Source organism: Hymenobacter sp. IS2118 (assembly GCF_000715495.1).
Taxonomy (GTDB): Bacteria; Bacteroidota; Bacteroidia; order Cytophagales; family Hymenobacteraceae; genus Hymenobacter.
The window spans coordinates 1-21323 of the sequence record NZ_JNLX01000103.1; the positions used below are offsets into that span (position 1 = coordinate 1).

General features: G+C 58.2%; 20 protein-coding genes. 8 read left to right on the top strand and 12 right to left on the bottom strand.

Going from position 1 to position 21323, the window contains the following annotated elements:
- Nucleotides 1–304 precede the first annotated feature (304 nt).
- From GM79_RS09135 to panC, 10 genes are all read right to left on the bottom strand, one after another.
- A complete protein-coding gene (locus GM79_RS09135; protein WP_035562623.1) occupies nt 305–1096 on the bottom strand; it encodes a hypothetical protein in 792 nt (263 codons plus the stop codon).
- Between the two features lie 44 nt (nt 1097–1140).
- A complete protein-coding gene (locus tag GM79_RS24765; RefSeq protein WP_152559918.1) occupies nt 1141–2391 on the bottom strand; it encodes an alpha/beta hydrolase in 1251 nt (416 codons plus the stop codon).
- A gap of 6 nt (nt 2392–2397) precedes the next feature.
- Nucleotides 2398–2790 (bottom strand): hypothetical protein, encoded by a 393-nt coding sequence (locus tag GM79_RS09145; protein ID WP_161787150.1) that lies wholly within the window; start codon nt 2788–2790, stop codon nt 2398–2400.
- Nucleotides 2787–3491, bottom strand: coding sequence for a DNA-binding domain-containing protein (locus tag GM79_RS09150; RefSeq protein ID WP_035562631.1), 705 nt, complete (start codon nt 3489–3491; stop codon nt 2787–2789). The genes GM79_RS09145 and GM79_RS09150 overlap by 4 nt, the downstream gene beginning before the upstream one ends.
- Before the next feature lie 87 nt (nt 3492–3578).
- Nucleotides 3579–4286 (bottom strand): peptidoglycan-binding domain-containing protein, encoded by a 708-nt coding sequence (locus GM79_RS25760; RefSeq protein WP_035562706.1) that lies wholly within the window; start codon nt 4284–4286, stop codon nt 3579–3581.
- Between the two features lie 75 nt (nt 4287–4361).
- A complete protein-coding gene (locus tag GM79_RS09160) occupies nt 4362–4997 on the bottom strand; it encodes a helix-turn-helix transcriptional regulator (protein ID WP_081867653.1) in 636 nt (211 codons plus the stop codon).
- A 191-nt stretch (nt 4998–5188) separates the two neighbouring features.
- Entirely contained in the window at nt 5189–5863 is a 675-nt protein-coding gene (locus GM79_RS09165) for a zinc metallopeptidase (protein WP_035562636.1), read from the bottom strand.
- 122 nt (nt 5864–5985) lie between these two features.
- Nucleotides 5986–6462 carry a D-glycero-beta-D-manno-heptose 1-phosphate adenylyltransferase gene (gene rfaE2 / locus GM79_RS09170; RefSeq protein ID WP_035562639.1) on the bottom strand — a complete coding sequence of 159 codons (477 nt, stop codon included), beginning with the start codon at nt 6460–6462 and terminating at the stop codon, nt 5986–5988.
- 117 nt (nt 6463–6579) lie between these two features.
- Complete coding sequence (locus tag GM79_RS09175) at nt 6580–7614, bottom strand: lysylphosphatidylglycerol synthase transmembrane domain-containing protein (protein WP_051718697.1); 1035 nt, start codon at nt 7612–7614, stop codon at nt 6580–6582.
- Between the two features lie 50 nt (nt 7615–7664).
- Complete coding sequence (panC, locus tag GM79_RS09180) at nt 7665–8513, bottom strand: pantoate--beta-alanine ligase (protein ID WP_035562642.1); 849 nt, start codon at nt 8511–8513, stop codon at nt 7665–7667.
- 118 nt (nt 8514–8631) lie between these two features.
- Between panC and GM79_RS09185 the strand changes: the two genes are divergently transcribed.
- The 3 genes from GM79_RS09185 to glmS all read left to right on the top strand — a co-directional run bounded on the left by GM79_RS09185 (nt 8632) and on the right by glmS (nt 12832).
- A complete protein-coding gene (locus GM79_RS09185) occupies nt 8632–9444 on the top strand; it encodes a glycogen/starch synthase (RefSeq protein WP_035562645.1) in 813 nt (270 codons plus the stop codon).
- A gap of 13 nt (nt 9445–9457) precedes the next feature.
- Nucleotides 9458–10915 carry a DUF4270 family protein gene (locus GM79_RS09190; protein ID WP_035562648.1) on the top strand — a complete coding sequence of 486 codons (1458 nt, stop codon included), beginning with the start codon at nt 9458–9460 and terminating at the stop codon, nt 10913–10915.
- Between the two features lie 81 nt (nt 10916–10996).
- Complete coding sequence (glmS, locus tag GM79_RS09195) at nt 10997–12832, top strand: glutamine--fructose-6-phosphate transaminase (isomerizing) (protein WP_035562651.1); 1836 nt, start codon at nt 10997–10999, stop codon at nt 12830–12832.
- 139 nt (nt 12833–12971) lie between these two features.
- On the opposite strand, the gene GM79_RS09200 is transcribed toward glmS, so the two are convergent.
- Entirely contained in the window at nt 12972–13667 is a 696-nt protein-coding gene (locus GM79_RS09200; RefSeq protein ID WP_035562654.1) for a 3-hydroxyacyl-CoA dehydrogenase family protein, read from the bottom strand.
- A 49-nt stretch (nt 13668–13716) separates the two neighbouring features.
- Between GM79_RS09200 and GM79_RS09205 the strand changes: the two genes are divergently transcribed.
- The 5 genes from GM79_RS09205 to GM79_RS25765 all read left to right on the top strand — a co-directional run bounded on the left by GM79_RS09205 (nt 13717) and on the right by GM79_RS25765 (nt 20434).
- Nucleotides 13717–14097, top strand: coding sequence for a RidA family protein (locus GM79_RS09205; RefSeq protein ID WP_035562657.1), 381 nt, complete (start codon nt 13717–13719; stop codon nt 14095–14097).
- 103 nt (nt 14098–14200) lie between these two features.
- Nucleotides 14201–14392: a hypothetical protein gene (locus tag GM79_RS09210; RefSeq protein WP_035562660.1), complete on the top strand. Its 192-nt coding sequence runs from the start codon at nt 14201–14203 to the stop codon at nt 14390–14392.
- A 131-nt stretch (nt 14393–14523) separates the two neighbouring features.
- Nucleotides 14524–16071: a glutamate--tRNA ligase gene (gene gltX / locus GM79_RS09215; protein WP_035562663.1), complete on the top strand. Its 1548-nt coding sequence runs from the start codon at nt 14524–14526 to the stop codon at nt 16069–16071.
- A 579-nt stretch (nt 16072–16650) separates the two neighbouring features.
- The gene (locus tag GM79_RS22900) at nt 16651–19896 is read left to right on the top strand and encodes a T9SS type A sorting domain-containing protein (protein ID WP_051718698.1); all 3246 of its coding nucleotides are present in this window, start codon (nt 16651–16653) and stop codon (nt 19894–19896) included.
- A 148-nt stretch (nt 19897–20044) separates the two neighbouring features.
- Nucleotides 20045–20434 carry a hypothetical protein gene (locus tag GM79_RS25765; RefSeq protein ID WP_035562715.1) on the top strand — a complete coding sequence of 130 codons (390 nt, stop codon included), beginning with the start codon at nt 20045–20047 and terminating at the stop codon, nt 20432–20434.
- 18 nt (nt 20435–20452) lie between these two features.
- Here the strand turns inward: GM79_RS25765 and GM79_RS09230 are convergent, their stop codons facing one another.
- The gene (locus GM79_RS09230) at nt 20453–21067 is read right to left on the bottom strand and encodes a toxin-antitoxin system YwqK family antitoxin (RefSeq protein ID WP_035562666.1); all 615 of its coding nucleotides are present in this window, start codon (nt 21065–21067) and stop codon (nt 20453–20455) included.
- Nucleotides 21068–21323: the final 256 nt, after the last annotated feature.

Consider the following 21323-nt stretch of genomic DNA (forward strand, 5'->3'; position numbering starts at 1 on the left):
CCGTCCCGCCCCCGCCGTGGGCACGACGGGCGACCTGTTCGCGGCCGTGGAATAATGCGCCTGAGCCGCAACGCGGCAGCAGGTTTGTAGCATTCCCGCCAGCAGTATAATGGTCAAAGCCGCATCGCGGCGGCAGGTTCTCTTATGAAAACCTGCCGCCGTGATGCGCCTGGGTTCTGCTAGATGCGAACCACTGGGCGAGGTGCTGGCAGTAACGTGTGGAAAGCAATACACGACCAGCGGTATTTACCTTTGGCGCAAAACTGCCCCAAATAAAGAGACGCTGGTGAAGTTCAGAAGCAGGTTAGCCTACTCTCGCCTTCGGCTTAGTCTTGTAGGCAACCTTGAATATTATTGAAAATGGCTTGAAACTACCAGCAAGCATTGTGCTTTTCTGATTGTTGTATTCCGCTTTTGCTTTGGCACTCATGCTTTGAAATGCTGCTGTCGCCTCGATTGCGACAAGTGTCTCCTTTATAGTATCAGAAGACCACGAGCCGCCAATGGTTATGACGCTCACTCCTACAGCAATTGATTGTCCTGGTTTCAACGAGTTAAAACATGGCGTTATCACGTCGCGCATGTAATTCTTGTTGAGTTGGATGACTTTATATTCCAGCTGAAATTCCTGTTGGATGCCCTTAGCCACGGCAGTTTTGAACTTAGTAATGGCATCAGCCTTAACGCTGGCGGGCAAAGTGGTGAGCCGGTCGAGCACTAATTTAGTAAACGGTAGTACAAGCTGTGCGCTAAATTCAGTCTTCTTATTTTGCTGCACTTTGGCCGAAAAGGTGTTAACATTAAACGGGTCAGTATTCTTGTCGGTGGGTTCGACGGCTCCGGCACATAGAGGTTCGGGGTCAAAGTAGTTAGTGAAAACTACCGCAAGGGCACTCGAAACATCGCCATCGTAAAATTTGCCTGCTACATGGGAATAGAGTGATGAATTCGTTGGTTGGCAGTCCTTAGGAGCACCGCCGCATAGCACACTGGTTTTGATGGGGCCGAAATAAGGCACATCTACTTGCGACTGCGCGAACACATGGGTAGTTGCAAGCAGAAGGAAAATCGTTGACAGGGTAAGAGATTTTTTCATGGTATTGGGTTTGAAAGTGATACTTAAAATAGCGGTTCAGCGACTCATGGACAAGTTCGAAGGCCCGGGGCATTGCTAGAGGGTATGGCATCAGTTAGCCAAGTATCAAGCAGCGTATCAAATGCTGGATAATCCTGCATTAGGGCTGCTACGCCGTGCGCCCCACGCGTACCAGCCCTTTTCATGCCCGCAGTAAAATCTACTTGATAAACCTTCGTACCCGGTCTGCTTTGCACTTGCCCCACCACGTTTGGGCAGTAATCTTCTGGATGGACACCCAAACGAGTATCGCCCATGAAGCCAGCCGGCAAAATCCATTTGCCTGTAGCTTGGTCGTGTGTATTGTAGCCAAATACGATTCGTTCGTACTGGCTATTGCCCGTTGGGTTGGCAGGGTTTCGGGCGAAAAAATTATTAAAATGGCTATACGGCATGGCCGGTGCCAACAGGGCGACGCGCAGATGGGTAAGTTGTGGAGTGAAAAACGCCGGCTGCATACACACATCTTGGTAAGACTGGCCCCACATATCCACGCCGTTACCACTAAGTGCATCGGTTGAATTCCAGAGTGCAATGCAGGTGAGGGGACAACCGGTGCTGTGAGACATAATCCGTACGGGCAGGTCGTGTTGGTCAATGCCAGCCAACAGTTGACGTAGCGCCAAGCCTACCGGGTACATCGATGCCTGCGCATATCCCCAAATACCGAGAGCAGTGGCACTTGCCCCACCATCCCAGCGAATCTCAACAAATTGAATGCGTTTATCCGGCGTGCGACGCCGCACTGTTCTTTCTATTGCTGAATACCAAGCGGCAGCACTTACATCGTTGTTGTATCCATGCACGAGCACAACCAGCATATCAGATTTTGTTGCTTTCAGGTGCGCGTTGAACCGGGTTATAAATCGTTGCCGCATCTGTTGTTGCAGCACTCGCCAAGCCGCTTTTCGAGTAGGGTCGTCGGATATTGCCACAGGCGTTAGGCCATAAGCGGCTGATAATCGCTGCCAAGTTATGTCACGTGCCGAGCCCGGTATGACATTGAGGGTATAATAGTCAAAAAGATACCCGTTTTTACCTTCAAGAACGGTATTGTCGACCACCAGATTATCTTGTACAGCTGGGTATAAACTTCCTTCTCTGTCGAAGTACAGACAGACGGGCTCGGTACTAATAGTCGCTGCGTCACGCTGAGCCGGAATTCCATATAATACGGGATGCCCACAGCCAGGCAAGATGTTCAGTAAGGCTAGTGATAGCAGCGCTCCGAGGAGGGAATGGAGAGAATTCTTCATAGTATTTCAAGAATCAAGCGGCATCGGTTGGTGCTGCGTTGTGATTAACGACATTATCTTTCCCTTACTCCCCTTCCGCTTCCAATACGCCGCATCATCCACCTGACTAGCTTCCCGCAATGCCTGATAAGCCTTCGGATCCGACTCCTTCAGCAGCTCTATCCCAGCCCGCAGGTCGTCTTTCAGAAAGCGGTTGAGGGCGCTAAAAGTGGCTTTAGCAGTGGCACCTTGAATTTTATTGGCGTCGATGGCCAGCTGCGGGGCGGTGAGTTGAGCGTCAAGGGATTGGGTATCGGCAGGCAGGACGGAGGCGGCTTGCCACTCCTGCCCTAGGAGTCCACCACTTTTGCTCCAGAAGTCTGCCACTCTTGCCGCACAAGTGGCAATGGCCCACCTCATGCGACGGTGAGCACCTCGCCCAGTGCCACCGTTTTAAGCAGGGTACTGCCTTTGCCTTTCATGCGCACCTCCAACCTATAAGTCCCGGCCGTGAGCGCGGCCGGCACCAGGAACAACTGCTCCGAGGGCGTATTCTTCTTCACTTTCACGACGCGGACGGGGGTGCCGCCGGTGGTTTTGAGGAAGAACAGGCCCTGGGTGAGGTCGGTGAGGTCGTACTTGAGGTTGGTGCCGCGCAGCTGGGCCAGGTTGCCTTTGGTGAGGGTGGCGTTCACGGCGTCGGTGAGCAGGTCTTCCACCTGCTCGGGGCGGGGCTCGCTCTGGCTCACGGCCCGCACGAGGGTGAAGCTCAGCTCGGTTTCGGCCTGGCGCAGCAGCGTGCCCGCGCTCAGGCGCAGGTGGCCGCGGTGGCGCTGCGGGTCAAACACGTCATTGGCATCGCGCCAGACGCCGGTGAGGGCGGCCCGCACGATAAAGAGGTCCGTAACCACGCTCTCGCCGCGCTGCGCCCGGCGGATGACGGCCATCTTAAACTCCTCGTACATGGCCAGAAACTCGGCCTTGGTCACCGTGGAGCCCGGCCGCACCACGTCGCCGGCCAGGTCGTCGATGGTGGCCGTGGCCGAAATGCTCACCTGCGCCCGCAGGTCTTTGGGGTCGGGCGTGAGCTTGTTGTCGATGAGGGAGTAAGAAATGTCCATAAAGGCGCGACGAGGAATAGAAAAGCGGGCGGGTTGAAGGATGACAAGCAGGATTCACGACTGGGTCGCCGGGCCGGGGGCGGGTATTCAGGGCCACGCTACCCCCAGCTTTTTCGCGGTGCGGGGGCCCACCATGCCATCGGCCACGAGGCGGTGCGTTTTCTGGAACGCATACACGGCGGCCACCGTGAGCGGCCCGTAGGCCCCGTCGAGCAGGCCGGGGTGGAAGCCGGCGTCGCGCAGGGCCCGCTGCACTTCCTTCACCCTGGGGCCTTTCTGGTTGGGGTCGGCCAGCTCCAGCACCAGGGGCAGCGGCCGGGGCGGCACCAGGGCCGAAGTGGCGTGGTAGCTCACGTCGGGAATCTGCACGCAGAAGTGCCAGGTGCGCCCCTCCACTTTGTCGCGCTTCACGCCCAGGCCCACGCCGGCCGCTTCCACGGTGCCGCCCAGGCCGTCGGTGAGGGCGACGTGGCCCATCCGGCCCGGCCCCGGCGGCTTGCGGATAAGCACAACGCCGGCCATGACGTTGGCCGTGGCCTGACTCACCGGGAGCAGGGTGCCGTTGGCGGCATCGCGGGCCCAGGCACCCGAGTAGGCTTCGGTGAGGGCCGGGTTGCCCTGGTTGTTGAGGCAGCCGTACAGCCGCTGCATCTTTTGGTACACCACCCACGACGCAAACTCGGCACAGTCCCAGGGGCCGCGCCAGTGGGGGTTGTTCTTGGGGACTAATACGTTGACGTATTTCTCGCCCAATCGGGTTTCAGCCAGGCGCAGCAGGTCGGTTCCGGTAGCCATCGTTTGTGCGGGAGTCAAGGATGAGGCAAAGGAACTGTTCCGGAGCAGGCCGCGAATCAGTGCTACCACTGAATCTTAAAGCATCGACTGCGGCTGCAGCCAGCCCCGCCGCAGGGCCATCACCACCAGCCCGATGAGCGAGCGGGTGCCGGCTTTTTGCAGCAGCGTGCGCCGGTGGCTTTCCACGGTGCGCACGCTCAGGCACAGCTTGTCGGCAATGGCGGCATTGTCGTGGTCGGCAGCGACCAGGCCCAGCACCTGCAATTCGCGCGGACTGAACCCCTCGGTGGGGCGCCAGGGGCCGGGCCAGACGCTGCCAGTAGCTGCGTCCCGAAACTCGGCCAGCCACGGCGCAAGAGCCGCCACCAGCGCCGCCGGTTGGGCCTGCCGCGACACCAGCAGGCGGGTATCGGCACAAGGCAGCGGCACCACGGGCGCCAGCGCCCTGGCTTCCGTGAGCAGCAGCAGCCGTTGGATTGGTCGGGCCTGATGCAGGTGCGCCAACAAGGGGCCCAGCCGCAAGCCGGGCAGCAAGCCATCGATGATGAGCAGCGCGAAGGCTTCGTGGCACACCCGGTGGGCTACCTGGGTAGCATCGGCGGTGAAGGTGAGCCGCAGGGCGGGCCATTGCTCCTGAAGCAAAGCCACTAAGCCGGCGCGATGAAGCGTGGGCGCGGCTGCCACCAGGACTGTCGGGGTAGACGTCGTCATGGGCAAAGCAAATAAGGTGCGTGGACCACTGACGCGACGGGCGGGCTATTCGGCTGGTATTAAGCGCTAAGTCGCAAATGGTTTTGCCAAATTAGTTTTTTAAATCAAATATTCAATATTCACATAATAAATAATAAAAAAGCCGCCACCCTGCGAACAGGATGGCGGCTTACACATTGGGGGGAGCTTGCTTAGCGGCGGCTGCCGCCCATGAAAATCATCACGTAGTACAGCAAGGTAGCCAGCGAGCTGATGGCCGCGATGACGTAGGTCATGGCCGCCCAGCGCAGGGCGCTTTGTGCCATGCCGTGCTCCTGGGGCGTTACCACGCCACGGGTGTCCATCCAGGCCAGGGCCCGGCGCGAGGCGTCAAACTCCACGGGCAGCGTCACGAAGGAGAAGATGGTAGTGAGCGAAAACAGCACGATGCCCACGCCCAGCGGAATCACGCTGCGGTTAATCATGAACACGCCCGCGAGCAAAATCCACGGCATGTACTTGGAAACCGCGCTGAGTGCTGGCACCATGGCCGAACGGAACTGCAGCATGGAATAGGCCGTGGCGTGCTGCACAGCGTGCCCGCACTCGTGGGCCGCGATTGCGGCGGCAGCGGCGCTGCGCTCGGCGTACACGCCTTCGCTCAGGTTCACGGTCCGGTCGGAAGGGTTGTAGTGGTCGGTCAGGCGGCCTTCGGTGCTGATGATGCGCACGTCGGTGATGCCGTGGTCGGCCAGCATCAGCTCGGCAATCTGAGCACCCGTGAGGTTGGCCTTAAGCCCGACCTGCGAGTACTCTTTGAACTTGCTTTTCAGGCGCCACTGAATGGCGAAGCTGACCAGCATAAGGGCAATCAGAATGATATACATGGTAATAGGTTGTTAGAAAGAAAGGGAAGGGAACAACGGCGCGGGTATCCGGCAAAAGCTGCTACATCTTGATTGAATTAAAATTGGTGCATTGCCCGCCAGACACAGCGGGCCGCGTGGCGTCAGGTGCCCAGTATACGGGTAACGATGCGGGAAGTGCTGTAGCCCGGTACCAACGGCACCGTCAGCACCTGCCCGCCCCGATTCAACACCAATTCGTGCCCCACAATTCCTTCAAGCGCATAGTCGTCGCCTTTCACCAACACGTCGGGCTGCACCAGCTCGATGAGGGCCAGCGGCGTGGGCTCGCCAAAGAGCACCACGGCATCAACAAAAGCCAGGGAGGCCAGAATGCGAGCCCGCGCGTCCTCGTCCTGAATGGGCCGGCCGGGCTTAAGGGCACCCACCGAGGCATCGGTATTGAGGCCCACCACCAGGGCGTCGCCCAAGTGCCGGGCTTGCTCCAGGTAGTCCACGTGGCCGAGGTGCAGCAAGTCGAAGCAGCCGTTGGTGAACACCACTTTGCGGCCATCGGCGCGCCAGGCGGCCACTGTGGCAGGCAGCTGCTCACGGGTCAGAATCTTGTCTTTGGTCCACATGACTTGCGGCGCTTGGTTAAGTACTTGTACAACAATAGACAGGCATCGTACCTCCGCAGAAAATAGCAGCGCAGACCTACGCTTGCGGCTTGGAGCGTAAAGCCGCAATCTTGCTACTTACAGCGTTGGAACAACTTCCTCGGCGGCCAGCTGGCGGGGCGACTTGCCCGCCTGCACTGCCGTAATGACGAAGCTAATGCCGCCCATGAGCACCACCAGCATGGTTTGGGCACCGTGCACCACCAGCGCATAGGCAATGCCAGCCTCCTTGCTCACGCCATACACCAGCAAGGTGCTCTGCACGAAGACATGGAACACGCCAATGCCGCCCGAAACCGGCGCGGCCATGCCAAACGCCCCGAAGGTGAGCACTGCCAGCCCGGCCTTCACGTCCAAGCCATACGTCTCCGGGAAACAGCGGAAAGCCAGGTAATCCATCAGGTAATACACCAGCCAGGTAAAGCCCGTGTGCAGCAGAAACAAGCTCTTGTTCTGCATCTTTCGCACGCTAAACACGCCCGCCAGCAAGCCCTTCAGAAAGGCAATTGCCCTTAGAAACAAGGCATTCTCCCTTAGCTTGTCCAGGTTACGAAACAACAGGTAGCCGAATATCAGCACCAGCAGCCCCATAATCCCAACCACCGACAACAGCACGCCCCGGTTGGCCGCCAGCGAGTCGTACTGGTCTACAAACAGGCTTTGGATGAAGGTTCGAAACTTGTTGAATTCCAGCAGCAGCACCGCACCCAGCAGCAGCGCCAGCACCAGCACGTCAATCACCCGCTCGGTTATTACCGTACCCAGCGATACTTCTACCGGCACCCCGCTGCTGCGCCGCAGCACCGAGCAGCGGATGACCTCGCCCATGCGTGGCAGCACGATGTTGGCCAGGTAGCCCACCATCATGGCGTGGTACACGTGCCAGTACCGCACCTGCTGCTGCGAAGCGGTGAGCTGCATCTTCCAGCGGTACGCCCGGCTGAAATACCCCAGCACCGACAGCATCATGGTCACGCCCAGCCAGAAATAGTTGGCCGAGCGAATGTATTGTCCGATGCGTGTCAGGTCCTGCCCGCGCACCGCATACAGCATCAGCGCCCCCGAAAGGGACACCAGCAATACGTATTTAAGAATGGTGAGCAGGTGCTTCAACTACTGAGGAACGGCTAAAAGTGGGGCGACAAAGGTAAAACGACAGCGCGTCATGCTGCGGCCACCACATTATCAATCAGCCGCACGCCGCCCAGGTGCGCGGCCAGGCACAGCAACACATCGCGGCCCGCCCCGTAATGCGCCAGCGGCTGCAGCGTTTGGGCATCGGCTACCTCAAAGTATTCGGGCGTCAGCAGCGGTTCCTGGGCCAGGGCTGCTGCCGCTGCGGCGCGCACCTCGGCGGGCATCACGCCGGCGCGTACCTGGTCGGCGGCGGCGGCCAGCACGCGGTGCAGCAGAGGGGCCGCCGCCCGCGCCCCCGCATCCAGGCGCAAGTTGCGCGACGACATGGCCAGCCCGTCGGCCTCGCGGATGGTGGGGCACGCCACAATTTCCAGGTCAAACGACAAATCAGCCACCAGCTGACGAATGACGGCCACCTGCTGCCAGTCTTTCTGGCCAAAATAGGCCCGGTGGGGCCGCGCCAGATGGAACAGCTTGCTCACCACCGTGGCCACCCCGTTGAAATGGCCGGGCCGGTGCGCCCCTTCCATCACCTGCTCCAACGAGCCAAAATCGAAGCGCAGCACGGTGGGCCGCGGGTACATCTCGGCCACTGAAGGCACAAAAAGCGCCGTGCAGCCCACGGGCTCGAGCAGCACAGCATCGGCCTCCGGCACGCGCGGATACAGCCGAAAATCTTCGGCATTATTGAACTGGGTGGGGTTGACGAAGAGGCTGACTATTACCTCGTCACATTCGGCTCGGGCGGCTTGCACCAATTGGAGGTGGCCAGCGTGCAAGGCCCCCATAGTGGGAACCAATCCCACCCGTTTGCCGGTTTGCCGGGCCTGTTCGGTGTAGGCTTGCAACCCGGCGGCGGTCGTTAGTATCTGCATAGGGAAGGGAGGCAACTGGTAGGGCCCCCAAAGTAGCTTTTATTGAATTTCCGCTCAAAATTGTTTAATTTTGTGCACCCATAGCATGGCCTTGTTCCATTCTCTTCAATAATCTCTTATGTCGAAGCTACGAATCCTTTACGCGGCCACCGAAATTGACCCGTTCCTCCAGACCACGAAAGTGGCCGAAATGCTGCGGCGGCTTCCCGCCAGCATGCAGGAAATGGGCTGCGAGATTCGCATTTTCGTGCCTCGTTTTGGTATTATCAATGAGCGCAAGAACCGCTTGCATGAGGTGGTGCGCCTCTCGGGCATCAACATTGCCGTGGGCGACGACGAAAAGCCATTGGTCATCAAGGTAGCGTCTATTCCGACTGCAAAGCTGCAGGTTTATTTTATCGATAACGAAGATTATTTCCACCGCAAGTCGGCTTTGGTCGACAAAAACGATAAATTTTACGCCGACAACGACGAGCGCGCCATCTTTTTCTGCAAAGGTGTGCTTGAGACCGTAAAGAAGCTGGGCTGGTCGCCCAACATCGTGCATTGCAGCGACTGGATGACGGGCCTGATTCCGCTTTATCTGAAAACCACTTATAAGAAAGACCCGGTTTTCAAGGATGCCAAGTCGGTTTTCTCAATTTACAACAACGAGTTTGACGACAAATTTGAGGGCAACATCCTCGAAAAAGCCAAAATGCTGGACATCGACGACGCCATGATGGCTTCGCTGAAAACGGCTGACTTTAGCGGCTTCATCAAAATGGGCATGGAATATGCCGACACCGTGGTGCGGTCCGACGAGGATTTCAGCGACAACATGAATGGCATGTTCACCGAATACGCCCTGCACAACCGGCTCAGCCAGGTAGCCACCGACGAAAACCTGCACTCTTCCTACCTAGCGCTTTACAATGAATTGGCTAACTAGCCGCTGTGCTCCCTTGGTTGCCTTAACTGCCCTGGCCTTGGCCGGCTGCGACGAAGGCACCGACCTCAACGTGGACCTGCCCGATAGCGCGGCCATCAGTACCGAGTACACCGAATACAAGGACCCGCTGCTGGACGTAGCCACCGTACGCGTCAGTCCGGTGCAAACCCTCAAAGCCAACCAGTACCTAATTGGGCGCCTGAACGATAACATCGCGGGCACCACCGAGGCGCGGGCTTACTTCAATGTCATAACGGGCAGTTCCAACGACTCGCTTCCTTCGAAATTTACGCGCCCCGTACTCGACTCCGTAGTCGTGATAATGGGATTCGACAAGGTGAGTGGCAGCACGGCCGTGCCAGCTAGCTTTGACGTTTTTAACCTGCTGGCGCCGTTGGATGAGCGGCAGGCGTACAATAGTGGGTCGACCACGGCTACTGCCAGCGCCCCGCTGGGGACAAACCTGATGAGCCGCCTCAACCGCACAGCAGTGGTAGTGACGGATACGGCAACCAGGCCGGTGACCACTGCCGTGGTTCCGGACCAGACCATTCGGTTGGTATTGCAGCGGACGGCGGCGACAGCGGCGCCGTTTTCACCGGCGCCGGCGGTTTCCTCGTCCTTCTCCACTAATTTTTACACCGCCCTGCGCGGCGGTACTTCCTTTACCCAAACACAGCTCAATGGCTTGCTAAACGGGTTGGCCATTGCGCCTAGCGCTGGCTATTCATCTGGCATTCTGAGTTTTGGACGGGGCTTAAACTCCCGGCTGACTTTCTTCTTTCACGACGAAGGTTCTACTACGGCACCCAAGCGCTGGCACTCTTATTCGGCGTTTTTCGGGCCGGTTTTCAGCAGCGCAGGGGCTCCGTCGGCTCGTGACCCGCGCTATTACACGCAGATTACCACCGACTTTACGGGTACGCAGCTCAGCGCGCTGTCAAATCCCGCTCAAGCCGTTACGGCCACTGTGCTGAACGGCACGAGCTACTTACAGGAAGGCGTAGGCTTGGGCACCCGCGTAACGTTTAAAGGGCTGGAGGTGCTGATGAACAAGCCTGGCCTGACGGTAAACCGCGCGGAACTACGCGTACCGGTAAAACCCTTCAGCAACGCGCTTTACCCAAATCCTACGGCTATTTACGCGTTGGAAGTTGACGCTAATAATACGCCGTTGCAGCGCCTCTCCAACTTCCTGCTCACCAACCGCCTCGTGCAGGCCGATGGACAGAACCAACTGGGTACTTTCCAGCCGGCTCTAGGTACGCTGGTGGATGCGTCTTCGACGCAGCCGTACTATAATCTGGTCATTACCAATTATCTGCAGGCATTTCTTACAGACAAGCTGGAGGGTAATCCGGCGGCGCTGGTACTCGTGCCAAACATAAGCTCCACCCCCACGCTGGGGCTGAACCGGGCCGCAATTGACGCCAATAATATTAGTCTGCGCGTCTATTTTTCCAAGCAGTAAATTGTCCCGAATGCACCGGCCGGTTGACCTGTCGGTGCGTTTTTGCTTTCAATCTATTTCAGTACTTTAACCCTTCCTGCCATGTGCGGCATTGTTGCTTATCTGGGCCATCGTGAGGCCTGCCCCATTATCCTGAAAGGGTTGCACCGCCTCGAATACCGGGGCTACGACTCCGCTGGCGTTGCCTTGCTCAACGGGGAATTAACCGTTTATAAGAAAAAAGGCAAAGTTGCTGATTTAGAGGAATTTATATCCGATAAAGATACGCATGCGAACGTGGGCATGGGCCACACGCGCTGGGCCACCCACGGCGAGCCCAACGACGAGAATGCGCACCCGCACTACTCCACTTCCGAGCGGATTGCCATCATTCACAATGGCATCATTGAGAATTACGCGGCGCTGAAAACGCACTTGCAGCAGCAGGGCCACGTATTCCATTCCGATACAGATACGGAGGTTTTCGTGAACCTGATTGAGGAAATCAAGAAGCAAAACAGCTGCTCGCTGGAAGAGGCCGTGCGCCTGGCCCTGCACGAAGTAGTGGGCGCCTACGCCATCGTGGTACTCAGCAAGGATGCTCCCAACCAACTCATTGCCGCCCGCAAAGGCTCGCCAATGGTGATTGGCATCGGTGAAGGCGAGTTTTTCATTGCCTCGGATGCCACGCCCATCATTGAGTATACCAACGAGGTAGTGTATGTGAATGACTACGAAATCGTGGTTATCCGTGATGGCCAGCTCAACATTCGCTCCAAGGAGGATGTGAGCCAGACGCCCTACATCCAGAAGCTGGAGATGGCGCTGGAAAGCATCGAGAAAGGCGGTTACCCGCACTTCATGCTAAAGGAGATTTTTGAGCAGCCCCGTTCTATTCTGGACTCCATGCGCGGCCGGCTGGAATTGGAAGCCGGCCACTTGAACATGGGTGGTTTCCGGGCTTACGAGCAGAAGTTTGTGAATGCCCAGCGTATTGTCATCGTGGCCTGTGGCACCAGTTGGCACGCCGGCCTGGTGGCCGAGTACCTGATTGAGGACTTGGCCCGCATTCCGGTGGAAGTGGAATACGCCTCGGAATTCCGCTACCGCAACCCCATTATTACGGAGCGCGACATTGTAATTGCTATTTCGCAGAGCGGCGAAACGGCCGATACCCTGGCCGCCATTGAGCTGGCCAAAAGCAAGGGTGCAACCATTTTTGGGGTATGCAACGTGGTGGGCAGCAGCATTGCCCGCGCTACCGACGCTGGCGCTTATACCCACGCCGGCCCCGAAATTGGGGTAGCCTCCACCAAAGCCTTTACGGCCCAGGTAACGGTGCTCACGCTGCTGGCCATGATTATGGGCCAGAAGCGCGGCACCATCAGCGACACCAAGCTGCGCGAGCTAATGGTGGAGCTGGACACTATTCCGGCCAAAGTAACGAAGGCGCTGGAGCTGGACGCCCAGATTCAGGTCATTGCCGAAGAGTTTAAGGATGCTACTAACTTCCTGTACCTGGGCCGGGGCTACAACTTCCCCGTGGCCCTGGAAGGCGCGCTCAAACTCAAGGAAATCAGCTACATCCACGCCGAAGGCTACCCGGCTGCCGAGATGAAGCACGGCCCCATTGCCCTGATTGATGAGAACATGCCGATGGTGGTCATTGCCACCCGCGACAGCTCCTACGAGAAGGTGGTGAGCAACATTCAGGAAGTGAAGGCCCGCAAAGGCCGCATCATCGCCATCGTGAGTGAGGGCGACACCGTGATTCCAGCAATGGCCGAATTCGTGATTGAAGTACCCCACACCAGCGAAATCCTCATGCCGCTGGTATCGGTGGTGCCGCTGCAGCTGCTCAGCTACCACATTGCCGTGCTGCGCGGCTGCAACGTGGACCAGCCCCGCAACCTGGCCAAATCGGTAACGGTGGAGTAGTTTTTTGAGCTGTTAGCTCCCAGCCATTAGCTGTCAGCTTCTTTTTTCGCGCCGAGGTCACACAAAAAAACCTGCCTGATACTTCAGGCAGGTTTTTTGTGTGTCGAAAGCTAATAGCTAGCAGTTAAGGGCTAACTACTCAAATCACAAAGGGCTCGCCGCGTAGCGCCTGGCGCTTGAGCAGCGGGCACACTTTGTAGCGCTCGTCGTGGGTGTCGTGCCACAAGGCTTCGAGCACGGCGTACACGCGAGGTACGCCGATGGCGTTGGCCCAGGCGAAGGGGCCGTGCGGGTAGTTGGTGCCGAGTTTCATGCCCAGGTCAATGTCCTGCATGCTGGCCGTGCCTTCCTGTAGCGTGAAGCAGGCTTCGTTGATAATCTGGCAGATGACGCGGGGCGTGACCAGGCCCACACGGTCGGCCACTACGCGGTAGTCGGTACCGAGGGCGGCGCAGGTTTCGGCCAGCTTGTCACGGTCGGCTTCGTTTGCAATGCTTATTTCGAGGAGCGGGCGCTTTATTAGGGTAGGGAGGCCGCAAAATCCATAAACAATGGCATTTGTGAAACCAGCGTAACCAACTGTTTCTAAAGTTGCTTCGAGGAATACGGGGATTCCCTTTATTGCCGCTGGCCACGGTAACACCTCAGATGAACCATCCCGAAAGTCGAACACAACATCGGCAGTAGAAAGCAATTGCTTTCCGCTTTGAACAAAATCCTCAAGGGAGTCTCCGTAGCCGTGCCCACTTCCAAAAAAAGAGTAGCGGTGCGCCGGCCCGAACTTCTCGCGGAATTCCGCTTCTACGTGGTGGCCATCAATAACCAGAATGTGCATGGTTTCGGTAGTTACTTTGGCCCCAAAGATACCCTAACCATTCCCGCTTATGCCCCACCAGATTATTCTCACCGACCAGGCGCCGGCCCCCATCGGCCCCTACTCGCAGGCCGTGAAGGCCGGCAACACCGTGTACGTATCGGGCCAGATACCATTCAGTGCCGCTGGAGAACTAGTGCCCGGCGACATCACGGCGCAGACGCATCAGGTGCTGAAGAACCTCATGGCCATCCTTGCCGCCGCCGGCCTCACGCTGGCCGATGTGGTGAAGTGCAGCATCTTCGTGAAGGACCTCGGCGACTTCGCTACCATCAACCAAGTGTACGGCTCGTACTTCGACGAAGCCACTGCGCCGGCCCGCGAAACGGTGGAAGTTGCCCGGCTGCCGCGCGACGTGCAAGTAGAAATTTCCTGCATTGCTGTGGGATAGTGCGGTAAGCTTTAGCTGACACCGTAGGACCGTTCAATGATATATCAGTTCTGACCAATGTAGCGTTGTGGTACGGCAAACCAACTCTTACCCGCACACAACTATGAAAGAACTTGGACTCGCGCTGCTCATCATCGGCCTCATTTCCCTGGCCCTGCCCTTCATCAACCCCAACATTAAATCCGTTTTTCTAACCTGGATTGACAATTGGGGAACCTCCTTGGCCTGGGTTATTCGCGGCGGCATCACGCTGCTGGGGCTGGCCCTCTGGCTGGGTTTCAAAAACCGGGACTGAAGGGAAGGGCAGTGAGCAATGAGTAATGAGCAGTTATCGGTGCAGTTCAATTGCTCACTGCTAACTGCTAACTGACCTTCCCCTTACCTTTGCGGCGCGTTCCGAACTCCGGGACGCGCTTTTTTTGCGTTATGACTGAGAGAGAAGTTCGGGTGCGTTTTGCACCGTCGCCCACCGGGCCGCTGCACATTGGCGGGGTTCGCACGGCCCTTTACAACTACCTACTGGCCCGCAAGCTGGGCGGCAAGATGCTGTTGCGCATCGAAGACACCGACCAGAACCGCTTCGTACCCGGCGCCGAAAACTACATTCTGGAAGCGCTGGCCTGGTGCGGCATCGTGATTGACGAGGGCGTGGGCCCCGGCGGCCCGCACGCGCCCTACCGCCAGAGCGAGCGCAAGCCCATGTACAAGCAGTACGCCGACCAGCTCATCGCCAGCGGCCACGCCTACTACGCCTTCGACACGCCCGAGGAGCTGGACGCCATGCGCGCCCGCCTACAGGCCGCCAAGGTGCCCAACCCGCAGTACAACAGCATTACCCGCGCCCAGATGCGCAACTCTCTCACCCTACCCGAGGACGAGGTGAAGCAGCTGCTCGACAGCGGCACGCCTTATGTCATTCGCCTCAAGGTGCCGCGGAAGGAAGAAGTGCGCTTCCAGGACCTGATTCGGGGCTGGGTGGTGGTGCATTCCTCGGCCATTGATGACAAGGTGCTGATGAAGTCGGATGGCATGCCGACCTATCACCTGGCCAACATCGTGGACGACCATTTGATGGAAATCTCGCACGTCATTCGGGGCGAAGAGTGGCTGCCGAGCGCACCGCTGCACGTTTTGCTCTACCGCTACCTGGGCTGGGAAAGCACCATGCCCCAGTTTGCCCACTTGCCGCTGCTGCTCAAGCCCGACGGCACCGGCAAGCTCAGCAAGCGCGATGGCGACAAGCTTGGCTTCCCGGTATTTCCGCTGGAATGGCACGGCACCGACGCCGAAACCGGCGAGCCCACCCTGAGCCGCGGCTACCGCGAAGACGGTTACCTGCCCGAAGCCTTCATCAACTTTCTGGCTTTTCTGGGCTGGAACCCTGGCTCGCAGCAGGAGATTTTCTCAATGGAGGAGCTGATTGAAGCCTTTTCCATTGAGCGGGTGAGCAAGTCGCCGGCCCGCTTCGACCAGAACAAGGTGAAGTGGTACAACGAGCACTACCTGCGCGCCAAGTCCAACGCCGAGCTGGCGCCCTACCTGCTCACCGCATTGGCAGAGCACGGCATTGCCTGTTCGCCGGAAAAGGCCGAGCAGATTGTGGGCGTGATGAAGGAGCGGGTGAGCTTTCCGAACGACTTTTGGCAGGAGGCAAAATATTTCTTCCAGGCGCCGGACAGCTACGACGAGCAGGTGGTGAGCAAGAAATGGAACCCGCAGGTAGCCGCCGCGCTAGCGGCCTACGCCGACGCCTTGGCCGGCGCCGCCGAGCCCACGGCCGAAGCCCTCAAAGGCCTGTTCAACCAAACGATAGAGGCGCAGGGGCTGAAACCCGGCCAGGTGCTGCAAGCCCTGCGCGTGGCCGTGACGGGTGCCGGCGCCGGCCCGGATTTGTTCGAGACGCTCGTGATTTTGGGCGTTGCGGAAGTAGCAGCGCGCTTGCGCGCAGCGGTTGCTACGCTCACCCTGAGCTAGGCATCAGATTCGTACTTAGTAGGCAAACACTGAATAAATCAATCCAAAAAGCAAACGGACGAGCTGCGTAACGCGGCCCGTCCGTTTGCTTTTTAGGCCAAAAATCAATAGCAAACGCAGTTGTTATTTTTCAGACTATTGATTTTTAAAATATAATTATTTCAAGCAAAACCAAGCAGAATAATTATTGGGGGCCGGGTGCGAACGTTGGAAAAAGCAACTGGCTCGGAACGGAAAAAATCTATTGCATTCCGTTATATACTTGCATGCCAGGATTGTGCTTCCGTAATTTGAAGTTCTGAATTGTCGGTTATAGGCATATTTTGTTCCGAATTAAAAGAAAAACATACCTAATCTAAGGTTAGAGCCCATTGGCAGCTTTCAAGAAATAATACCACTTTCGATTTCAACCAATTCAGTCACTTTTTCAATATCAGCCTATGGGTAAAAAATTGTAAATAACTCCGTTCCCTCTAAGACAAAGCGCGCGTCGTGCTCCAGGCACAAGTTGCCAATTTGGTTCGCGATGGGCTGTACTAACGCCTAAAATTCTACTCACCCCCTACCCTGCTACCTTACATGAAACACAACTTACGAGTTTGGACTGCGCTAGCCGCACTCCTGATAACCGGCCTGAACAACAGCCCCACCGTGCGGGCTGAAGGCTCCAAGCAACTAACCCCCAACAATCCGGGCACCACCGAGAACCTGACGTCGGCCACGAATACCCGAGCAGGATATCTGATTCACGACTCTAATTCGCCGAATCCGGTTTCGCAGCTCTTTCTCAAGCCGAACGCACCCGACGAGCAGCGCATGTATGTGCGGATGAAGCCCGGCGAAACGCTGTACTACGGCTTGCAACGCACTACTACCGGCCTGAATATCAACCAAAACAACGTCATTATTACGGTGAAGTGGGTTGACGAATTTGGCCTGGAGCAGAGCCAGACCACAACGCTGGTCACGGCTACGGGCACCAACCCCTTCAATGCGCAGCTGAGCCCCGACCAAAACGGGGTGATTGACGACGCGGCACAGAACCTGGCGGGCCCAAAAACCGCTACCAACCCCACCGGCTACGACGCCCTGACCATTACCTACCCGGCCAGCCAAACCGGAACCCGTGACTACTGGGTGGAAATGACCCAGGTTGGCGAAGCGGGATTATCTGCCGATGGCAAGCAGTCCTTTTATGATTTCTGGGACTTCACCGTAAAGAATGCCTCCGACCAGGAGCAGAAAGGCCGGCTGTTCAGCAAGTTCTGGGCCTTTACGTCGGGCCGCTCGACGGGGTCGGCGTTTCTAAATCGCCTGTCGGCCACGTTCAACATGTTTACGCTGGTGCCCAGCCCCGCCGCCGGCCAATACTACGTGAAGCAAGTAGAGCTGGCGGGCATGCGGCCGCTGAACTTCTTTTTCGTGGCCAATGCCAAAGGCTCCGGTACTGCATCCACCGATTTTACGGAGAGCCGGAAAAGCACGACTGGCACGGGCGGCTACGCGGAATACCTCAACTTTGTGAACGACCCGGACATCACCTTGTGGCCCAGCGCGCCGGTGCCGGTGTTTAGCCGCACGGCGCAGTTTTTCTGCAACCCCCTCAATGCCACCGGTTCGGCCGCATTCACCACAACCAGCGGCGAAAACGGCTCGGTGAATGTGCTCATCGACCTGAATAACAACGGCATTCAGGACGACATCGACGTGCTGCTCACGCAAACGGTGCAGTCCAACGTCCCCGCTACGCTGCTCTGGAACGGCCGGGACCGGCTCAATGCGGTAGTCGCGCCGGGCCCCAACGTCAAAATCACCTTGTCCTTCACCAGCACCGGGGCGCCGGTGAACTACCCTTTGTACGACGCGGAGGGCAACGACGACGGCTTGCGCGTTCAAAACGTGCGCCCCTCTTCCGGCGGCAACACGTTCTTCGACCGGCTTTATTGGGACGATACCAACCTACCTAACAGCCTGTTTCCTGATGCTGCCGGCACGCCCGAAAACGAACGGGTTCGCCTCAACGGCGCCGACTCGACGCCGGGCGTGCACCGCTGGGGCGATGCCACCAACGACGTTGGCAACAACATCACGATGAATACCTGGACGTACGGCTTCATTACGCCCATCGACCAGGTGTTTACCTACGAGTTTTTGTGCGACAACGACAACGACCTGGTTGGTGACCCGATTGACCTGGACGATGATAACGACGGCATCCTGGACCTGACGGAGACCTTTGGCGTTGACCCGCAGCTCGTGGGGCCAAGCGGCGTGCTGGTTTACCTCGACGCGGCCTACATTCATCCGATTCTGGGCGGCTACATCGACCTGAACCGGGACGGCATCAACGACATTTTCGACACTGACAACGACGGCATTCCCAACCACTTTGATTTGGACGCCGACGGCGACGGCATCCCCGACGCGGTGGAGGCCAATAGCAACGTGGTGCCAACGTATGCGCGCGGAACCGCTGCAAACAACAACCGAAGCAGCTACAGCGCGGCTGCATCCCGGTACATCGGTGCCGTGGGCGCCAATGGTATTCCCAACGCGGCGGAGTCGAACAACAACGACAGCGGCACCTTGCGAACGGCATTGGTTCAAAATGCGGCTGATGATGCCGATTCGGACACTCGTACCGCCGGCAGCAATACGGCCAGGCTCTACAACTTCCTCGACATTGACTCCGACAACGACGGCATCAGCGACGAGATAGAGTTTCAGACCACGGCTGCTTACGACATCCGCAAGGCCCAGGCCAACTTCACTACCGACACCGACAGAAACGGCTTGCGCGATGCCTACGACCCCGGCAACGGCGGCACGGCCATTGGTACGCCGGTAAATTCGGACGGGACGGGCGCCATTGATATGTTTGCCACCGACTCGGACGGTGACAACGCTGGCAAATCGGAGATACTTGTCTACCGCCAAACGGCCGACTGGTCCGAAGGCTTTGCTATTGGCAGCGACGGGGTTTCGGGGTCAGAAATAGTGGCCAAAGCCGCCGTCTTCGCGACATTGAACCCCACTAAATCCGGCTACTATCCCATTACCAATGACGCCGATGGCAACGCCAGCGTGCTGTCGCTGTTTCTGCAGGATGCCAACGCCAACGGCATTCCCAACTTCCTGGAGCGGGGCAATGTGTATTACCACGACGACAACTTCAATGGCCTGGTCGACCTCTACGACCCGACGTACGGCGGCGCGCCCTCTACGGCCCCTAAAATGGGCACTGCCACCGAGGCGGCTTTCCGCTCCTTTGCCGTTGAGGTACCGCTGCCGGTAACGCTGGTTGATTTCACTGCATTGGCGGCCGGCACCAACGCGCTGCTGCGCTGGGCCACGGCGCAGGAGCAGGACAACGCCGGCTTCGACATTGAGCGCTCGGCCGATGGCAAAGCCTTCGCGAAAGTGTATTTCGTGACGGGCCAAGGCACGACTTCGCAACGCACCAGCTATGCCTACACGGACAAAGGCGCGGGCCTGCGGCCTACCACCTGGTTCTACCGCCTGCGCCAGGTAGACCGTGACGGCACGGCGAGCTACTCGCCCGTGCGCGTGATTTCCTTTGCCGGAACCAGCCGCCCGGCCCAGCTGGTGGCCTACCCCAACCCGGCCCACAACGCGATGCGGGTGCTGGTGCTGGGCAATGCGCCCACGGCCCCCTTGCAGCTGTTCGACGCGGTGGGCCGGCTGGTACATTCCCAGCTTGCCCCCACGGACGGTGCGGAGGCGGTGATGCCACTGACTAGCTTGCCCGCCGGCATCTACGTTTTGCGTTGCGGCACGCTAAGCCAGCGCATCACGGTGGAGTAATGCGTTTTGGGCTGCCCGCGCAGCAGCAGAAAGAGGGTTGGCCAGGGCCAGCCCTCTTTTTTTGCTTATTTGGCCCTCAATCGGGCCACCTCCGCGCGCTACTTCGCGTAAAGTGTTGCGACAGCAGTTGCCTCAACCGTTCCGCATCATGGCCAAGAAACCCGTAAAACCCAAGTCGAAAACCCAGGACCCCGAAAAAAAGGCCCGCGTCCATAAAGAGCTGGACGGCTTTGAAATTGGCGTGAACCCGTTGGGCGAAATCACTTCCAATTACAGCATCGAAGAAATAAACCAGTTTTTGGGACGCCACGTGCGCGATAAAAAACTGGTGGACCGGGCCGGCCAGTTCGGCGAAAAGCCCGCGCCCGACGAAACCGAGGACGAGGCCTTTCCCATTGCCGACGCCGAGCACGCGCCCGACCCGGAGGAAACCGACGAGGATTTCATGAAGCGCACCAGCCGCGAGGCCAAGCGCAAAAAGCCCGCGCCCGAATCCAATGCCGCTAAAACCCGCGCCAACCTTCCGGACGACGAGTAATGCCTTTCCGAATCCGCGCTAAAGCGTGGTGGAAGAGCTGACGAGCCGGCCGTTTTCAAAGTTTTCTACCCGTTGAAGCTGGCCGTTCTGGTAGGTTTCGGTGCGGGTACGAAGATTTTTCTGGTAGTTTTCCGCCTGCGTCAGCTGGCTGTTTTCATAGGTTTCGGCGCGGGTGAGGGTGCCGTCGGTATAGGTTTGAACGGATGTTATCTGGCCGTCTTCCGCATAGCTCGTCCAGGGGCCGAACCAGTAGAAGCGCGCGCCGCTGCCGCCGGTCACCCACTGCGCCTTGCCGCGCCGGGCCACTTTTCCATCAGGATACCAGTACGTTACTTCGCAAAACCCTTCGCGGCCGTAGCGCTCAGAACGGTCGAGCTGCCCGGTGGGCGAGAAGTAGCGGAAGGTGCGCACCGGCCGGCCGTGGCGGTACTGCCCCGTAGTGAAGGGCTGCCGCTTAGCATCGTCGTCGTAGTAGGTGCGCCAGCGACCTTTTGCCAGCCCGTCGCGGTCGTAACGGTTGGGTTTCCAAAACCCACGGGCCTCAGCCCGGGTGGCAGCGCCAGGGCCAGCGCAGGCACTGAGCAGGAGTAAAACGAGGCAGCAGCTCAGAAAAAACAGTCTTTGGTGGAGCATGGCGACAGCGGGTTTTGTTACAACTATGAAGTTAGTTAAAACTCCTCGCTCAACGCTATTGTGCTTGAAAATTATATCCTGAAACTTACATAGGACTTACGCCCTCAGCCGCTGACGCGCGGGGCCGACGAAACCAGCCGGGGCGAACCACGGCGTTTGGAAACGCCAAGCCAGCAAGCCACGCGTCAGAGACGCGCGCCAGCGGCTGAGGGCGTAAGACCTGTTACAGGATGAGGGCCTGGTGAAATACGCCCGT